Origin of the sequence: Duganella sp. Leaf126 (genome assembly GCF_001423125.1) — a bacterium.
GTDB lineage: Bacteria > Pseudomonadota > Gammaproteobacteria > Burkholderiales > Burkholderiaceae_D > Rugamonas.
In genome coordinates this window covers 134,112-151,664 of record NZ_LMNW01000031.1, presented here as the reverse complement: position 1 = coordinate 151,664, position 17,553 = coordinate 134,112, and the positions used below count along the sequence as shown (strand labels likewise).

Here is a 17,553-nt window from a genome sequence, read left to right as displayed (position 1 = left end):
TTATATTGTTTGCATTGCCGGCGCTGCCGGTGCCGGCCGCGTCATTCGGCGGCGACGGTGCGGGCCGGCGCCGGCTCCTGCGCTGGTTCGGGCCGGTGCTGACGGTGCGCGCGCCGGGGCCGGTGCGCGGCCAGCCTGTGCCGCACGGCGATCAGGACCGAGCCGAGCGCCCAGGCCCACAGTACCGGGTCCAGCATCGCATCCCACAGGTTGCCGGTCGGCAGGCGCAGCAGCGAAAACAGCAGCACCGCGACCAGCATGGCGGCCGACGGTCCGGCCGCCTGGCCGCGCCAGGCCTTGAGCGCGAAGCCGATGGCGGCGGCGCACGCGAGCAGCGGCGCGGCCACCGGGTTGAAGCCGCCATAGTACAGTCCCAGCGCCAGCACGCCGAAGGTATCGAGATACAGCACCAGGCCCACCACGGCCACCCCCACCGCCAGGCGGCCGGGCATGGTGTAGCGGGCGCGCCGACCCTGCCAGCGCGCGCGCAGCGCCAGGACCGAGAAGCCGGTCATCAGGCCGCTCGGATACTGGAACGCCAGCGTCAGCCAATAGGCCGGCGAGGCTGCGCCCGGCAGCGCCATCAGCGCCGCCGTGACGCCGACGATCAGCAGCTTCGATTGTTGCCGGACATTGGGCAGCAGCGCCAGCATAATGGCGGCCACCACCAGCGCCCAGGCCAGGCGTCCGTAGGCGGTCTGCAGCACGAGATCGGGCAGGCTCATGGTTTTTCCTCTTGCAGGTTGATCCTGAATTGATGGTGGGCGATGGCGCGCCGCTGATAGGTGTATGTGATGTGCAGTTCGTTGCCGACCTGGTACATGGCGGGATACGAGAATTCGTCGCCGGCGCCGCCGTCGACGATGTCGATCAGCGGGCGCCAGTTGCGCGCGTCGGTCGACAGCGACAGGGTCAGCGCGCTGCGCGCGCTGCCGTCCGTGTCTTCGCGGTTGTGCAGCATCAGCAGGCTGCCATTGGACAGGCGCAGCACGGCCAGCGCGGTGCTGTCGTTGAACAGGCTGGTGGCATCGAGGTCGTTCCAGGTCTGGCCGCCGTCGCGGCTGATGGCCTGCTGCACCCGGCGCGAGACGCCGTTATCGCGCATCCAGGCCCGCACTTCGGTAGGCGAGATCGACGCCAGGCTCGGTTGCAGCGAGCGGATGCGCGTGCCGATGCGGGTCACGCGCTGCGGCGCGCCGTCGGCGTCGAACGCCACCAGCATCGGATACTTGAGGCCGATCTCGAAGTAGGCGGGCAGCCACCAGCCGCCGTCGGCCAGCGCCACCGGCGCCGAGCGCACCAGGGTGCTGGTATTGAACAGCGGCGACATCGGCAGCACGCGCATGACCGTGAAGCTGGCGCCCTGGTCGTGCGACTGCATCTGCACCACGCGCGCCGCCGCCCAGCCGCCCAGGCCGGTGGCTACCACGTACAGGTGCAGCGTGCCGTCGGTGGCGGTCCAGGCGACCGGGTTGCCGATGCGGCGCACGCCGTAGCCGAGCGCGCGGCTCAGGGTGTCGCGGCTGGCCACTTCCCAGTTGTCGCTCCACTTGCCGTTGGACCAGCGCGCGGCGTACACCTTGACATCGGGACCGCTTTCGCGGCTGCCGGCCCACCAGAACGCCACCAGGCCGCCGCCGGGCAGGCTGGCCAGCGAACTGGCGTGTGCGGACGGCACGCCGGCAGGCATCGGAATCAGGGCGTGCGACAGTTCGGTGACGCTGGCCACCGGGGCGCCGGCATGGGCGACGAGGGCAGGGCGTTCGTGGTGCAGCGCGGCGCGCGACCAGCGCCAGGCTTCGGCGCCGACCGCCAGCACGGCGGCGCCGATGCACAGCAGCGCCAATAGTCGGCCACGGCGCGCAGGCCGTTGTATGGCTAAGGGAATTGCTCCCATTCCGTCTCCAAGAGAGCGGGACACGAAGGAAGCAAACGCCTTTGATCCTCTTGCCCTGAATATACAATTTCCGCAGCACCGGCTGATGAAGGTGGCGAAAACAACCATGCATCCGGTCTTAACTGACGGATGAGTCAGGTATCGTACAGCAAAAGTTAGAGTAAATGTTAGTTGGGGGCACTAAAAATGACGTGCGCCGGGACCTGTCGATCCCGGCGCATCGGACCGATGGCGCTTATTCTTCGAGCAGGCTGCGCAGCATCCACGCGGTCTTTTCATGGACGTCCAGGCGCTGGGTCAGCAGGTCGGCGGTCGGCTGGTCGTCGGCCTCGCCCACCAGCGGCAGCAGCTTGCGCGCGGTGCGGGCGGTGGCTTCCTGGGCATTGACCAGGTGGCGCACCATTTCCATGGCCTTCGGCACGCCTTCCACTTCCTTGATGGTGGCCAGCTGCACGAACTGGGCGTAGGTGCCGGGCGCAGGGTAGCCCAGCGCGCGGATCCGTTCGGCGATCAGGTCGAGCGCGGCCCACTGCTCGGTGTACTGGGCCATGAACATCTGGTGCAGCGAGTTGAACATCGGTCCCTTGACGTTCCAGTGGAAGTTATGGGTCATCAGGTACAGCGTGTAGCTGTCGGCCAGCAGGCCGGACAGGCCGGCGGCGATCTCGGCGCGGCTTTTGTCGGACAGGCCGATATCGATCTTGACGGTGGTATCACTCATGGTTGCTTCTCCTCATCGGTTGTCGTACGGGTGACAACCATTGTAGCCGCCTGCCGCAAAACGTGTCGTCTGCAGCCGGATCGCGGCGGTGCGGCGCCGGGAACTTTTGGGCGGCGCCAGGGTCTGATGTCGAGGGAAGCGGCAGATCCGCTGCTGGGCCTTGCTGAGGCGACACAGCGCTGTCTGCGCATCATTTTGCGTGGGAACCATCCTACTCCTTTCCAAGTGCAAGGCCGATATCTTGTCGCCGTGGCACTGCGCATCATGGGAACCCTGCCGTGACCGATAGTCGGTTACGCAGATCTTTCAGGAGACTGATCATGGCAAACTCGAACCAAGGTAACAAAGGCAGTCAGCAATCCGGCAACCAGCAGTCCGGCAACCAGGGCGGCGGCCGCGGCTTCGCCTCGATGGACCCGGAACGTCAACGCGAGATCGCTGCCGAAGGCGGACGTGCGGCGCACGCCTCCGGCAACGCCCACGAGTTCGATTCCGAAGAAGCGCGCCTGGCCGGCAGCCAGAGTCACAAGAACAGCAACAGCCAGCAGAGCGCGTCCGGCTCGTCCGGTTCGTCCGGTGGCAGCGGTTCGCGCGGCACGCGAGGCGGCACGCCGGAACAGCACGCGGAAGCCGGGCGCCAGAGCCACAAGAACGACGGCAACCAGCAGAGCGGCTCGGGCTCGGGCAGCCGCGGTTCCGGTAGCTCCGGTTCCGGTTCGTCCGGCGCGACCGGTACCCGTGGCGGCACGCCGGAACAGCACGCCGAAGCCGGCCGTCAAAGTCACAAGAACCGCTGACGCAGCGCCGCCGTTGCAGCGCGCTGTTGCAGCGAAGTCTTACCACGCCAGTCTGCCGCTTTGCCATGGCCATCCGCCAGGGCAGGGCGGCAGGCGGCTGATCTGCATACCGCTTGCAGAACTTATCGACTGCTTATTTACCGACTGCTTTATCGGCTGCGCCCGGTCGGTGATTCAAATTTTTTCATATGAATCGTCTGGCGGGTATGGCTGTCGCCAGCCAGTGCTTTCCGCTCGCCACTGCTTTCCGCTCATCGATCATGTCCAATTCTTTCGCATCCCGCTCTGCTGCGTCGCCGCCCGGCAACCGCCAACTGGCCGCAGGCGCGCCTGACCAGGCCGTGGACGACGCGCGCGCCTGCCTGTTCCACGCTATCGCCGACCTCGAACACGTGGTGGCAGCCTGGCTGACCACGCCAGCTGCCTTGGACCAGCGTACCCATCCGTCCATCCGGCAGTTCCTGGTCGATATACGCGAATATGCGACCGCGCTCGAACGCGGCGGCAAGGTATCGCCCAATATCATCGTGGCTGCCGCCGACCGCCTGGCCGGCAAGGTGCACCACCCGAGCGTGGACCAGGGCGTGGGCGCCGTGCGCGCTGCGCTCGGCGACTATGTGCGGCTGCTGCATGGCTGATCCAGCCATGCAGCAGCGCACCTCCGATCGCTCAATGGCGGGCAGTAACGCCCGGTGTGGCCGAGCGTGACAGGAAGGCAGCGGTGGTTTCGGGCAGATGCTCGAGCAGCCAGGCCGCCATCGCATGTTCCTGCGCCAGGATGTTGCGGCAGACGCCGACCGTGAGGTCGTCGCCGGCTGCCTCGGCCGCCACGATCAGCGCCGTGTAGCTGGCGATCTCGAGGTTCTCGAAGACATAGCCGGCCATCGCGCCCTTGACCACTTCGTCGCTGGCCAGCATGCCGCCGACGCCCTGGCCGAAGGCCATCAGCTTGCCGGACAGGTCTTTCAGCGTTGATGGACTGGCGCCCTGGCGCTGCAAGCAGCCATCGAGCTGGTCGCGCTGCCAGCGGGTTTCGTCGATGTGCTGCCGGATGCGTTCGCGCAACTGCGGATAATGGTCGAGCCGTTCGGCCTGCGCTTCGAGCATGGCTTCGGCCTGCTGCTCCATGGCGTGCGCGTCGCGCAGCCAGTCGACCAGGTGTTCGCGGGGAGTGGTGGTCATGGTGTGCTCCTTCAGCGGATCGGCGACTGGTTGGCGCCGTCGCCATCGGCGCGCATGCCGCGTTCGGCGCCGGTGACGGGATCGGCGGACGGATCGGACATGGTGCGCGCCGCCAGCTGGTCGAGCTGGCGGGCGTCTTCCGCCGAGACCTGCACGCTGGCGCTGCCGTCGCCGCCATCGACCGCGACCTGGTCGTCACGCGTATCGACGCGCTGCCACTCGGGCCCGTCGTTCCATGGTCCCAGCGTTTCCGGACCGCCCTGCGACATGTTGAAGTACACGCTGGTAAAGCGCGGATCGCCTGCGGTTTTCCCCGGCGGGAAGTTCGGCGAGATCGCGTAGAGCGCCTTCTCGAACGACTTCTGGTGGGCGATTTCGCGCGTCATCAGGAAACCGAGCGCCTCTTTGACGCCGGGGTCGTCGGTGACGTTGATCAGCCGTTCGTAGACGATCTTGGCGCGCGCCTCGGCCGCGATATTCGAGCGCAGGTCGGCGGTCGGTTCGCCGATGGTGTCGATGTAGGCGGCCGTCCACGGCACGCCGGCCGAGTTGATCAGCGGGGCGCCACCGCCGAACAGTACCTGGGTAACGTGGCTGTCGTTGCCGGCGCCCGTGATCGAGCGGTACAGCTCGCCTTCGCTGTCCACGCCTTCGGCCAGTCGGCCCTTGGCGCCCTTGTTGAGCATGACCACGATGTTGCCGATTACTTCGAGGTGGCTCAGTTCCTCGGTGGCGATATCGAACAGCATGTCGCGGCGGCCCGGATCGTCCTCGGACAGGGCCTGGGTGAAGTAGCGGCAGGCAGCCGCCAGCTCGCCCTGCGGACCGCCAAACTGTTCCAGCATCAGGTTGGCCAGTCCGGGATTGGGTTCATTGACACGCACGGTGTATTGCAAACGCTTGGTATGGGCAAACATGGAATCTCCTTGTCGGTGTGGCGGACGGTAGTGTCTGCCGGTCGAAAATCCATGATGCGCGGCGTGGGCGGCACGGCGTGTAGGAAAGCCATGGCGGGTCGTGTAGGACTGCAATGGCAGTGCAATGGACAAAGTCGAGCGCCCGCCTCAGCTTGCAACGATTTTTTCCTGTAAAGCTTATGCCGAATCGTTCGTTCCTTTAAAGCAGTGCAAGCTTTATATTATTTTGGTATAAAAACAACCCGCAACGATGATCGGTCTACCATGCACAAGTTTCCTCCGCAATTGCAACGCCGTCTGCTCAGCGCCGCCATCGGCGCGCTGTGCGCCACCACCTTGACTGCCCACGCCCAGAGCGCCGATGCGCCTGCGGACACGCCTGCTGCCGCTGCCCCCGAGGCGACGGTGGTGGTGACCGGCACCCGCGTGTCCAACCGCTCCGTGCTCGATACCGCCTCGGCGGTGGACGTGATCTCGGCCAAGACGCTTAATAACAACGGCGTAACGGAAGTGAGCGAATCGCTGTCGAAGGTACTGCCCGCGCTGAACTTTCCGCGCCCGGGCCTGACCGACGGCACAGACACCGTGCGCCCGGTCACGCTGCGCGGCCTGGCGCCGGACCAGGTGCTGGTGCTGGTCAATTCCAAGCGCCGCCATGCCTCGTCGCTGGTCAACGTCAACGGCACCATCGGCCGTGGCTCGGCGTCCACCGACATCAACACCCTGCCCGCCGGCATCATCAACACGGTGGAAGTGCTGCGTGACGGCGCTGCCGCCCAGTACGGCTCCGACGCGATTGCCGGCGTGATCAACTTCCGCCTGCGCGAAAACCGCAGCGGTGGCGCCTTGACCGCCACCGGCGGCGTGCGCAAGACCGAGTACAGCTTCAACCCGGTGACGCCGCCGACCGGCCTCGGCCTTTCCGTGCCCACCGAACGCCAGCGCACCGACGGCCAGACCTACACGGTCGGCGGCTGGAAAGGTTTTGCGCTTGGCGACGACGGTTTCCTGACCGTTGCCGCCGAACTCAAGCAACAGCGGCACAGCGAACGCAGTGCCTACGACACGCGCCAGTTTTACCCGCGCGTGGGCAATGCCAGCAGCGGCGCGTTCGACCCGCGCGAACTGACCGTCAACCGGTACGACACCTGGTCGGGCGACCCCAACCTCAAGCAGGCGACGCTGTTTGCCAACGCCGGCCAGACCCTGGCCAGCGGCCAGAAAGTTTATGGCTGGGCCAGCTACCAGCGCCGCGCCTCGGAATCGGCCGCCTTCTTCCGCCGTCCGCTGCAGGACGAGAATATTGCAGCGATCTACCCGGACGGCTTTCTGCCCGTGATCGAACCGACCGTGACCGACTTCAGCGCCGCGCTCGGCACCACCTGGAGCGGGCAGGGCTGGGACTACGATACCTCGCTCACCTACGGCAAGAACAAGATGGCGTTCGACGTCACCAACACGCTGAACCGCTCGATCGGCCCGATTAGCAAGACCGCGTTTGACGCCGGCGGCTTCGCCTACGAACAGTTGTCGGCCAACTTCTCGGCCGTGCGTCCGGTCGAACTGGCCGTGCTGCCCAAGCCGCTCAACGTGGCCGTGGGCGCCGAGGCGCGCTGGGAAAACTACGAACTGTGGGCCGGCGAACCGGACTCCTACCGTTACGGCGGCGCCTTGCTGACCAACGGCACGCCGGCTGCCGCCGGCGCCCAGGGTTTCCCCGGCTACCGCCCGGAGAACGCGGTGGACAAGGGCCGCCATGCCACCGGCGCCTTCATCGACCTCGAAACCAATCTGACCGATAAGCTGCTGACCTCGCTTGCAGCGCGCGCCGAGCATTACTCCGATTTCGGCAGCAATGTCACCGGCAAGCTGGCCGCCCGCTACGATTTTGCGCCCGCGTTCGCGCTGCGCGGCTCGGTGCAGAACGGTTTCCGCGCGCCGTCGCCGCAGCAGCAGCTGTACACGTCCACCTCGACCAACTTCATCGACGGCGTGCCGTTCGACATCGTCACCCTGCGTCCGACCGACGCCGCTGCGGCAGCGCTCGGCGCCAAGCCGCTCGACGCCGAAAAATCGGTCAACTTCTCGCTCGGTGCCGTGCTGCGCTTCGGTGCGCTCAGCATCACGGCCGACGCTTACCGCATCAATATCGACAACCGTATCGTGCTGTCGGAAAACCTAAACGCAGCCAATGTCCGCACCTACCTGGCCTCGCGCGGCTATGCCGGCATCGGCGGCGCGCGCTTCTTCATCAACGGCGTCGATACCCGCACCGACGGCATCGACATCGTCGCCAACTACCCGTGGCGCTCGGCAGCGTACGGCAAGTTCGATTTCACGCTGGCCGGCAATTACAACAAGACCGACGTCAAGCGGGTGCCGGAAACGGCCGAGCTGGCGGCACTGGATCCGGCGCCGGTGCTGTTCGGGCGCGCCAACGTGATCAGCCTGGAAAAAGGCCAGCCGAAGAACAAGGTGACGGCCTCGGTCAACTGGGAGCAGGCCGCCTGGGGCGCGAGCGCCAGCGCCACCCGCTATGGCTCGATCGTCTCGGCCGGCACCACGGCCGCCACCGACGTTACCGTCTCGGCCCAGACCATCGTCAACGCCGAGGGCCGCTACGCGCTCAACAAGCAAACCCAGCTGGCGCTCGGTGCCGACAACCTGTTCGATATCTACCCGGACGGCTTGCCGGCCTCGCTGACGTCGAACGCGGCCGCGCCGTTTTCGAACCGGGCGCCGTTCGGCCGCGGCGGACGGTTCGTCTACGCGCGGGTGAATTACACGTTCTGATTGTTGGGGGAAGGTGGTTTTGTTGTAGCAATGCAAAAAATGTGAATCAAAGCTTGTTGTAAATAAATAATTAAACAATAATTAATTATAAAAACAACAAAGCGGAATACGTCGACGTTCATATTCACCGAAAGGGCATTGTAGAGATGAAGCGATCACACCTCCCCTGGAATAACGCGCGGCTGGCGTTGCTGAGCGCAGCGCTGGGCTGCTCAATGTACCTGACGACAGGCCCGGCCTCTGCGGTCGAAGCTGCCGACACTGCCGGCGCTGCCAAGCCGGCCCTGCCTGCCCCCGCGGTGCAGGCCAGCGGCGACTTCTGGCAGGATGCCGGCGCTGGCGACGCCGTCGCCAGCGTCCAGCGCAGCACGGCCGGCAACAGCGAGGGGCCGCTGCGTTACCACGCCGCCACCCTCAACCGCAGCGGCATCAAGGCCTTCATGGCCCGGGCGCCGCAGGAGCGCTCGGTCGATGCCGCCACGGCGCCGCTGATCATTTCGCTGCCCCATCCCGACGGCGGCTACCAGCGCTTCGCCATCGTCGATTCGCCCGTGATGGAAGCGGAACTGGCGGCCAAGCACCCCGACATCCGCACCTATGCCGGCCGCGGTGTCGACGATCCTGCCGCCACCGTGCGCATGGATATCACGCCGCTGGGCCTGCATGCATCGGTGCGTTCGCCGCAGGGCCGCTGGTTCGTCGATCCGCGCGCCGTCCACGACGACAGCGTCTATCACAGCTATCACGCGCGCGATCTGCCCAACCGGCGCGGCCCGCTGCGCGAAGCGCCGCTGGCCGAACCGCAGTTAGGGCTCGAGCGCGGCTTCTACCACGCCGGCGACCCGCTGCAGGTGCGCGGCGCCGGCTTCGCGCCGGGCGCCGCCGTCAGCATCGCCGTGCGCAACCCGCAGTCCGATACCGGGCCGCGCCAGAGCGTGGTGGTCAACGCCGACCGCGACGGCGTGGTCAAGACCACGCTGGTGGCCGAGCCGTCGGGCGAGGCCGGCGCCTACGAGGTCAGCGCCAGCGATGGCCGCGCCACCAGCACGGTCCAGTACCGGGTGGTGGAAGACGACGTCGCGCCGACTGCCGCCACCGGCAACCTGCTGCGCACCTACCGCCTGGCGCTGGTCACCGACCCGTCGTACGCCAGCTTTTTCGGCGCCGCCAACGTCACGGCCGCCAAGGTCACGCTGATCAACCGCGTGACCCAGATCTACGAGGATGAAACCGCGATCCGCCTGGTGCTGATCAACCAGACCGACGCGCTCAACCTGAACACGGCAGCCATGATGACCGGCACCAACGGCCCATGCGGCGGCTCGGCCTGCTTCACAACCGCGCAGGCGTCCACCTGCGGCAGCGGTACGCTCAGCCGTAACCGCGTGGTGGCGGGCCTGCTGGCCGGCGCCGGCAATTTCGACGTGGGCCATATCGCGCTCGGCCTCGACGGCGGCGGCATCGCCAGCCTGGGCGTGGTGGGCGGCAGCGCCAAGGCCCAGGGTTGCACCGGTTTGCCGAGCCCGGTAGGCGACGCGTTCGCGGTCGATTACGTGGCCCACGAACTCGGTCACCAGTTCGCCGGCAACCACACCTTCAACGGCGTGATCGGCAGCTGCTCGGGCGGCAACCGCAACGCGGCGACGTCGGTGGAGCCGGGCAGCGGCTCGTCGATCATGGCTTACGCCGGCATTTGCGGCACCGACAATACCCAGACCCACAGCGATCCGTACTGGTCGCAGCGCAGCTTCGATGAAATCGTCGCGTACACGTCGGCGGCCGAGTCCCAGCTCAACGAAGTGCAGATGGCGGTGCTGACCGGCTTCACGGCCAACGGCGCCAGCTTCCGCCTGCGCTACAACGGCGCCAACTCGGCGCCCATCGTGCGCGGCACCAACTACACGGCAGCCGGCGTCAAGGCGGCCATCGAGGCCATCGCCGGCTGGCCGGCCGGCGCCACCGTCATCGTCGGCGCGCTGACCGACACCGCGTTCACGGTGACCTTCGGCGGTACGGCGGCCGGCACCAATGTTGCGCCGCTGAGCCTGGTTTCGCCAAGCACCGGCGTCAGCGGTTACGTGGGCGAGATCACGACCGGCGGCGCCACCGCGCGCGGCGGCGCCGTGGCCAGTACCGGCAACAGTGCGCCGGTGGTGACGGTGGTCCCCAGCTACACGATTCCGCTGCGCACGCCATTCGCGCTGACCGGCACCGCCGAGGATGCGGACGGCGACATCATCACCTACCTGTGGGAGCAGAACGACCGTGGCGGCAGCACTGGCACCGGCCTGATCAGCAATGCCAAGACCAACGGTCCGCTGTTCCGCCAGTTCGGTGTGCGTGCCGTGGTCAGCGCCAGCGAAACCGGGCAATACAACTCGGCCGGCGAGAACCAGGTCACCACCAGTCCGCTGCGGGTGTTCCCGGACCTGGCACAAATCGTTGCCAACAATACCAATGCGGCCACCGGCGCCTGCCCGACCGTGTCCGGCACACCGAGTGCGGCCGTGATCGAGTGCTATGCCGAGTTCCTGCCGACCGCCAGCTACGTGGGCCTGGCCGGTGTCAACGCCAGCCCGGCATCGCTCAACTTCAAGCTCACCGCGCGCGACGGCCGCGGCGGCGTGGGCAGCGCCAGCACCCAGCTGGTGCTGGCCGCCAATGCCGGACCGTTCCTGGTGACGGCGCCCGCCGCTGGCGCCAGCGCGGTCGGCGGCACCACGCTCAACGTGACCTGGAATGTGGCCAACACCAGCGCCGCGCCGGTGGGCACGGCCAATGTCAGGATTGCGCTGTCCACCGACGGCGGGCTGACCTTCCCGACCGTGCTCGCTGCCAGCACGCCCAACAATGGTAACCGCGCAGTGGTGCTGCCAGCGGTGGCAACGAACCGGGCGCGCATCAAGGTCGAGGCGATCGGCAATGTGTTCTTCGACATCTCGCACGCCGACTTCGCCATCACGCTGGCCGGCGATGTCAACCGCGACGGCGTCGTCGATTGCGCCGACCTGGCAGCGGCGCGCGGCGCGCTGGGACGGCGCAGCGGCCAGTCCGGCTACCTGGCGGACGCCGACCTCAATCGCGACAACCTGGTCGATGTGCGCGACATCGCCATGGTCACCCGTGCACTGCCGGCCGACATCGTCTGCCGCTAACCCCTGGACAAAGGAACCATCATGCAGTGTTCGTCTCTGAAACAATGGCTGCTCAAGGCCACCTCGGCGGCTACCCTGGCGGCGGCCCTGGCCGCGCCGGCAGCGTACGCCGCCACGTTGACGGCGGCGCCGTCGGCGCCGCTCAAGCCCGGCAGCACGGTCGCCATCGATATCCGTATCGATGACGTCACCGACCTGGCCGCCTACCAGTATTCGTTCGTGTTCGACCCGACCGTGCTGCAGTTTGCCGGCTACGCAGCCGGCAGCTTCCTGGCGGCGGGCGGTAACGCCGTGCTCGATGGCGGCACACCGGACAACGCCGTCGGCCGGATAGCGTTCGCCTTCGGTGCGCTGTACGGCGCCGTGCCTGGCGTGAGCGGCAGCGGCAGCCTGGCCCGCTACACCTTCAATGTGATCGGCAGCGGCAGCAGCACGGTCGACTTCACCGATGTGCTGTTGCTCGACTCCGGGCTCGGCGACGTGGCGGTGCAGTACGGTCCGCAGGTGCTGGCGGCAGTGCCGGAACCGGCGGCCTACCTGAGCTTTGGCGCGGGCCTGTCGATGCTGACCATGCTGGCGACGCTGCGGCGCCGGCGCCGGGAGGGGGTGCCGCCCACCCGTACCGCCGTAACAACGGCCCGGTGACGAATTGACCACGCGCGGGCGGCGGCAGGCCGAGAAAGCTTGCCGCCGCCCGCACTCCGTTGGGATAATGCCTTTAGGAAATTATTCAGGAGTCGAGCATGGAATTCGTGGTCCTGCGCCGCGCCAACCAGAGTACCGAGCGCGGCGACCAGCCGCCGGCGCTGGAGCCGGGCGTGTTTTTGCGTCCCAGCGACAGCGCACTGCGCCTGACGCACCGCGAAGGCGTCTGGCGCCGGTCGAGCGGGCCGTATGCGCCGCGCGAAGTCGTGGCCGGGCTGACGCTGGTGCAGGCGCCGTCGCGCGCCGACGTGATCGAGCAGGTGCGCTGGTGGCCGCTGTTCGACGCCGGCGCCGTGTATGAAATCCGCGACCAGGGACCGGCGGTGACCGGCAGCGGTCACGACGCCATTCCGTCGCCGGTCCGCAATCCCGACTGGACCCGCTACCTGGTGTTCCTGCGCGCCGATGCGGACAGCGAGGCCGAGCCCGGTGTCGCTGCCGATGCCGCAGCGGAAGCGCGCGCCCGCATGCGCGCCCACGAAGAGCGCAGCGTGCAAGCAGGCGTGCTGCTGGCCGGCAGCGCGCTCGGTCCCACCCGCACGGCCACGCGCGTGCGCTTTGCCAACGCCAACACCTCGCTGGTGCCGGGACCGTTTACCGATGTGCAGGAACTGGTGGCGGGCTACTGGATCATCCAGGCCGCCACGCTGGACGCGGCCATCGCCTGGGCCTGTGGTTGCCCGTACCCGCAAGCGGCGGCGGGAGCAGGGACGGTGACGGTGGAAATCCGCGAAGTGTGCGAGCGCCGCGAACAGCGCGAGTTCACCCCGGAAATGCGCGCCGCCGAAGAAAAGCTGCGCGCCGAACTGCTCGAAGGCGTGCTGCGCGAAGCGCTGCAAAAGCGCCAGCGCATGTTTTGAGGCCGGTTGCGGTTACCGGGCTCAGGCCAGGGTTTTTTCCAGGATCGCCACCAGCGACGCGATGCCGTCGGCGTCGTCCTGGTCGAAGCGGTTCGGCAGCGGGCTGTCGAGGTCGAACACGCCCATGATCTGGCCGTCAGGACGGCGCACCGGCACCACCAGCTCCGAGCGGGAATTGACGTCGCAGGCGATATGCCCCGGGAACGCGTGCACGTCGGGCACGACGATGGCCTTGCCTTCCACGACCGTGGTGCCGCACACGCCACGGCCTTTCTTGATGCGGATGCAGGCCGGCTTGCCCTGGAACGGTCCCAGCACCAGTTCATCGCCCTGGAGGAAATAGAAACCGGCCCAGTTCAGCCCCGGCATGGCGTTGAACACGAGCGAGCTGAAGTTGGCAGAGTTGGCGATCAGGTCGGACTCGCCGTGCACCAGGCCGGTCAGCTGCGCGCGCAGGTCGTCGAACATGGCGTGCTTGGCTGCCGGGGTGTCGGTGCCGTAGGCGGTGTCGTTGAGGGTAAAAGTCATGGTGGTCGGCTGTCGGAACGGGAAAAACGCCTATGTTAGCGCAAGCGCGCGGTTGCCGTCAGTTCCTCCTACAGCATACTAAGCCGTGTCCGATGGCGCAGTGCTATCGTGCGCGCTACTCTGGTTCGCACACGCCGCCACGGCGTTTTTGGGGAAATCCATGGCCACCAGCAAACGCAATCCCAACCCGTCGCGCACGGGCCAGCCCACTTCCGCTTCTGCTGCCACCCGCCACCGCGGCCATCCGCCGCCCCGCCACATCACGCAGGCAGCGCGCGCGCGCCTGCTGGCGATGCTGCTCACGGTCGGCGCCGACCGCGTCTACCTCGACGAATCGGAAGACGACGAGCTGCACGGTATCGCCGAAGTCATCGATCCGGCCTGAGCGGACGCGAAGTCTTCGCAGTCGGCCACCGACGCCAGCCGCCGGGGCTGGGTGCGGTGCGTGACAGACGGCAGTGCGCAAGCGCGGCAGAATCGGCTTATCGAGTTCTGAAAGCCGCGTATGTGTGCAATGACGTCCGACATGGTGGTGGTGCGCAAGGAAGGCCTGTATTGCGTGCCCGGGCAGTTCTACATCGACCCCTGGCGGCCGGTGGAACGGGCCGTGATCACGCACGCCCACGGCGACCATGCGCGCGGCGGTCATCGCCATTACCTGGCTGCCGCGCCCGGCGTCGGCGTGCTGAAATCGCGCCTCGGCGACATCCACATCGACGGCCTGGCCTACGGCGAGACCGTGGTCCACAACGGCGTGACCATTTCGCTGCACCCGGCCGGCCACGTGCTCGGCTCGGCGCAGGTGCGCATGGCGTACCGCGGTGAAGTCTGGGTGGCGTCGGGCGACTACAAGGTCGAGGCCGACAGCACCTGCACGCCGTTCGAACCGGTGCGCTGCGATACCTTCATCACCGAATCCACGTTCGGCCTGCCGATCTACCGCTGGCAGCCGCAGGAAGAGGTCTATGCCGACATCAACGACTGGTGGCGCGCCAACGCCGAACAGGGGCGTGCCAGCGTCATGCAGTGCTACAGCTTCGGCAAGGCGCAGCGCATCCTGAGCGGCCTCGAGCCCGACATCGGCCCCATCGTCTGCCACGGCGCCGTGCAGACCCTCAATACCGTGTACCGTGACAGCGGCGTATGGTTGCCGCCGACCGTCATGGTGGGCGACGTGGCCAAGGAAGACCTCAAGCGTGCGCTGGTGATCGCGCCGCCCTCGGCGGCCGGCTCGCCCTGGGTCAAGCGCTTCGGCGACTTTTCCGATGCGTTTGCCAGCGGCTGGATGCAGCTGCGCGGCGCGCGCCGGCGGCGCGGCGTCGACCGCGGCTTCGTACTGTCCGACCACGCCGACTGGCCCGGCCTGATGCAGGCGATCAGCGCCACCGGCGCCGAGCGGGTGATCGTCACCCATGGCTCGATTGCGGTGCTGGTGCGCTGGTTGCAGCAGCAGGGCCTGCAGGCCAGCGGCTTCGACACCGAGTACGGCGACGACGAGGCGGACGACGCTGCTGCTGCGCCGGGCGTCTCCGATGTTGCGCCGGCGGGCGCCGCCGGTGGTGCGGCAGCGCGCGCCGCCGATGCTGGCGCAGCCGGCGCCGCCAGCCGGGCGGCGGACGGCGCCACCGGCAGCAAGCCGGTCGCTGCCGGGACGGCACCGGTCGCCAGCGCGGCCGCCCCTGGGCCGGACAGCGGCAGCGCACCGGGGGCCGGCCATGCGTGACTTTGCCCAGCTGTATGCGGAACTCGACGAAACCACGTCCACCACGCGCAAGCTCAACGCCTTGCAGCAGTATTTTCGTACCGCCGCACCGGCCGACGCTGCGTGGGCCGTGTATTTCCTGGCCGGCGGCAAGCCGCGCCAGGCCGTGCCTACCAAGCTGCTGCGCCAGTTTGCCATCGAATACTCGGGCCTCGACGACTGGCTGTTCGACGAGTGCTATCACGCGGTCGGCGACCTGGCCGAGACCATTGCCCACATCCTGCCGCCGCCGAACCAGCCGAGCGAGATCGGGCTGGCCGACTGGATCGAGCTGGGCATCGCCCCGCTGCGCGGCGCCGACCCCGGCACCGTGCGCAGCGCCTTGCTGCTTTACTGGGACCAGCTCGACACGCGCGAGCGCTTTCTGCTGACCAAGCTGATCGGCGGCGGCTTCCGGGTCGGCGTCTCGCGCCTGCTGGTCACGCGCGCGTTGAGCGCGATTGCCGGCCTGGACAGCAAGCTGATCGCCCAGCGCCTGATGGGCTGGACCGACGGCAGCATCAAGCCCACCGCAGCCGGCTTCCAGCAACTGATCGCCGAACACACGGCCGAGGAGCACGCGCAGCGCGGCGGCCAGCCTTACCCGTTCTTCCTGGCCCATCAGCTCGACCGCGAACCGGCGTCACTGGGCGACCTGGCGCAGTGGCAGGTGGAATGGAAGTACGATGGCATGCGCGCCCAGCTGGTCAGCCGCGACGGCCAGAACTGGCTGTGGTCGCGCGGCGAAGACCTGATCACCGAACGCTTTCCGGAACTGGCCGTGCTGCGCCTGCCCGACGGCGTGGTGATCGACGGCGAAATCCTGGTCTGGCACGGCGGCGATGCACCGGCGCCGTTTGCCGACCTGCAAAAGCGCATGGGCCGCAAGCAGGTCTCGGCGCGCCTGCTCGGCGAGCTGCCGGTCGTGCTGGTCGCCTACGACCTGCTCGAATACGAGGGCCGCGACCTGCGCACCTTGCCGCAGTCGCAGCGCCGCGCCATGCTCGAAGAACTGGTGGCGTCGCTCAAGGTGCAGCAGGGCGCACCGCAGCTGCGCCTGGCGCCGGTGATCCGTGCCGACAGCTGGGAGCACCTGGCCGAGATCCGCACCGAATCGCGCCAGCGCGGCGTGGAAGGGATGATGCTCAAGGCGGCCGATGCTGAATACGGTGTGGGCCGCACCAAGAACGTCGGCACCTGGTGGAAATGGAAGATCGACCCGTACAGCATCGACGCCGTGCTGATCTACGCCCAGGCCGGGCATGGCCGCCGCGCCTCGCTCTACACCGATTACACGTTTGCCGTGTGGGATGAGGACAGCGCCGCGGAAGGCGGGCGCAAGCTGGTGCCGTTCGCCAAGGCCTACTCGGGCCTGACCGACGCCGAGATCGCCAAGGTCGATCATGCGATCCGCCGCACCACGATCGAAAAATTCGGCCCGGTGCGCAGCGTCACGCCGAGCATGGTGTTCGAGATCGGCTTCGAGGGCATTGCCAGCTCGCCGCGCCACAAGTCCGGCATCGCGGTGCGGTTCCCGCGCATCCTGCGCCAGCGCACCGACAAGACCGTCGAGCAGGCCGACACGCTCGATGCGCTGAAAAGCCTGCTGGTCGCGCCATGACCGCGCGCCACAGCGCCACCTTGCGCGCCCAGCTGGCCCGGCCGCGCAACAAGCCAGGGTCTGCGGGCGCCGCACCGCAAAGCCCGCCAGCACTGGCGGTCACGCCCGGCGCTTCCGGCCATCCCGCCGCCGGACCGGACAACGACGAGGCGACCGCGATGACGGCAGCGAACCGTCATGGCGGCACGGCAAAGGCTGCCAATACCGGCGGTCCCGCCACACCAGACGATGCTGCTGCCGTCAGTGCTGCGCAGCTTGCCGTCGCGTCCACAGCGCGCAGCCGGCGCGCCAGGGCCGCTGGGGCACCGGCACCTGCGCTGTCGGCGGAAACTGCAGGCGGTGCCGGTCGCAAAGCTGCTGCCGCGCCCGAGGGCACGCCGAAAGCCGCGCTGGGGGGCACGCCGAAAGACGCGCCGGAAGACTCGCCGAAAGACGCGCCGGGGGGCACGCCGAAAGACGCGCCGGGAGGCACGCCGAAAGACGCGCCGGGAGGCGCGCCGAAAGACGCACCGGAATGCTCGCCGAAATGTGCGCTGGAAGGCTCGCCAAAAGGTGTGCCGGAGGGCGCGCCGAAAGACGCGCCGGAGGGCACGACGAAAGACGCGCCGGAGGGCACGCCGAAAGACGCGCCGGGAG

At 67.8% G+C, this 17,553-nt stretch carries 15 protein-coding genes; 9 read left to right on the top strand and 6 right to left on the bottom strand.

Going from position 1 to position 17,553, the window contains the following annotated elements:
- Positions 1 to 41: 41 nt before the first annotated feature.
- The 3 genes from ASF61_RS13990 to ASF61_RS13980 all read right to left on the bottom strand — a co-directional run bounded on the left by ASF61_RS13990 (position 42) and on the right by ASF61_RS13980 (position 2,618).
- Positions 42 to 725: a hypothetical protein gene (locus tag ASF61_RS13990; protein WP_056156838.1), complete on the bottom strand. Its 684-nt coding sequence runs from the start codon at positions 723 to 725 to the stop codon at positions 42 to 44.
- The gene (locus ASF61_RS13985) at positions 722 to 1,897 is read right to left on the bottom strand and encodes an exo-alpha-sialidase (protein WP_056156835.1); all 1,176 of its coding nucleotides are present in this window, start codon (positions 1,895 to 1,897) and stop codon (positions 722 to 724) included. Before ASF61_RS13985 ends, ASF61_RS13990 begins: the two co-directional genes overlap by 4 nt.
- Positions 1,898 to 2,132: 235 nt before the next feature.
- The gene (locus ASF61_RS13980) at positions 2,133 to 2,618 is read right to left on the bottom strand and encodes a Dps family protein (protein WP_056156833.1); all 486 of its coding nucleotides are present in this window, start codon (positions 2,616 to 2,618) and stop codon (positions 2,133 to 2,135) included.
- Positions 2,619 to 2,938: 320 nt separating this feature from the next.
- Between ASF61_RS13980 and ASF61_RS13975 the strand changes: the two genes are divergently transcribed.
- Both ASF61_RS13975 and ASF61_RS13970 read left to right on the top strand, forming a co-directional pair.
- Positions 2,939 to 3,415 carry a KGG domain-containing protein gene (locus ASF61_RS13975; protein ID WP_082491674.1) on the top strand — a complete coding sequence of 159 codons (477 nt, stop codon included), beginning with the start codon at positions 2,939 to 2,941 and terminating at the stop codon, positions 3,413 to 3,415.
- A 260-nt stretch (positions 3,416 to 3,675) separates the two neighbouring features.
- Positions 3,676 to 4,053 (top strand): hypothetical protein, encoded by a 378-nt coding sequence (locus ASF61_RS13970; protein WP_156369599.1) that lies wholly within the window; start codon positions 3,676 to 3,678, stop codon positions 4,051 to 4,053.
- 31 nt (positions 4,054 to 4,084) lie between these two features.
- Here the strand turns inward: ASF61_RS13970 and ASF61_RS13965 are convergent, their stop codons facing one another.
- Positions 4,085 to 4,597: a ferritin-like domain-containing protein gene (locus tag ASF61_RS13965; protein ID WP_056156828.1), complete on the bottom strand. Its 513-nt coding sequence runs from the start codon at positions 4,595 to 4,597 to the stop codon at positions 4,085 to 4,087.
- Between the two features lie 11 nt (positions 4,598 to 4,608).
- On the bottom strand, positions 4,609 to 5,514 hold the full coding sequence (locus tag ASF61_RS13960) for a manganese catalase family protein (RefSeq protein WP_056156826.1): 906 nt from the start codon (positions 5,512 to 5,514) through the stop codon (positions 4,609 to 4,611).
- 264 nt (positions 5,515 to 5,778) lie between these two features.
- Here ASF61_RS13960 and ASF61_RS13955 point away from each other — a divergent pair, with 264 nt between their 5' ends.
- The 4 genes from ASF61_RS13955 to ASF61_RS13940 all read left to right on the top strand — a co-directional run bounded on the left by ASF61_RS13955 (position 5,779) and on the right by ASF61_RS13940 (position 13,027).
- Complete coding sequence (locus ASF61_RS13955) at positions 5,779 to 8,307, top strand: TonB-dependent siderophore receptor (RefSeq protein ID WP_056156824.1); 2,529 nt, start codon at positions 5,779 to 5,781, stop codon at positions 8,305 to 8,307.
- Between the two features lie 146 nt (positions 8,308 to 8,453).
- Positions 8,454 to 11,462, top strand: coding sequence for a M12 family metallo-peptidase (locus ASF61_RS13950; protein WP_200919868.1), 3,009 nt, complete (start codon positions 8,454 to 8,456; stop codon positions 11,460 to 11,462).
- Positions 11,463 to 11,483: 21 nt separating this feature from the next.
- Positions 11,484 to 12,107 carry a cohesin domain-containing protein gene (locus ASF61_RS13945; RefSeq protein ID WP_056156821.1) on the top strand — a complete coding sequence of 208 codons (624 nt, stop codon included), beginning with the start codon at positions 11,484 to 11,486 and terminating at the stop codon, positions 12,105 to 12,107.
- A 98-nt stretch (positions 12,108 to 12,205) separates the two neighbouring features.
- Entirely contained in the window at positions 12,206 to 13,027 is an 822-nt protein-coding gene (locus tag ASF61_RS13940; protein ID WP_056156819.1) for a YciI family protein, read from the top strand.
- 21 nt (positions 13,028 to 13,048) lie between these two features.
- Here ASF61_RS13940 and ASF61_RS13935 read toward each other — a convergent pair whose 3' ends face one another.
- On the bottom strand, positions 13,049 to 13,555 hold the full coding sequence (locus ASF61_RS13935) for a GAF domain-containing protein (RefSeq protein WP_056156817.1): 507 nt from the start codon (positions 13,553 to 13,555) through the stop codon (positions 13,049 to 13,051).
- A gap of 160 nt (positions 13,556 to 13,715) precedes the next feature.
- Here ASF61_RS13935 and ASF61_RS13930 point away from each other — a divergent pair, with 160 nt between their 5' ends.
- The 3 genes from ASF61_RS13930 (at position 13,716) to ASF61_RS13920 (ending at position 16,917) form a co-directional block, all read left to right on the top strand.
- Positions 13,716 to 13,940: a hypothetical protein gene (locus ASF61_RS13930; protein WP_056156815.1), complete on the top strand. Its 225-nt coding sequence runs from the start codon at positions 13,716 to 13,718 to the stop codon at positions 13,938 to 13,940.
- Between the two features lie 129 nt (positions 13,941 to 14,069).
- Complete coding sequence (locus tag ASF61_RS13925; protein WP_229205890.1) at positions 14,070 to 15,278, top strand: ligase-associated DNA damage response exonuclease; 1,209 nt, start codon at positions 14,070 to 14,072, stop codon at positions 15,276 to 15,278.
- A complete protein-coding gene (locus ASF61_RS13920; RefSeq protein ID WP_056156812.1) occupies positions 15,271 to 16,917 on the top strand; it encodes an ATP-dependent DNA ligase in 1,647 nt (548 codons plus the stop codon). Before ASF61_RS13925 ends, ASF61_RS13920 begins: the two co-directional genes overlap by 8 nt.
- The last annotated feature ends 636 nt before the right edge of the window (positions 16,918 to 17,553 follow it).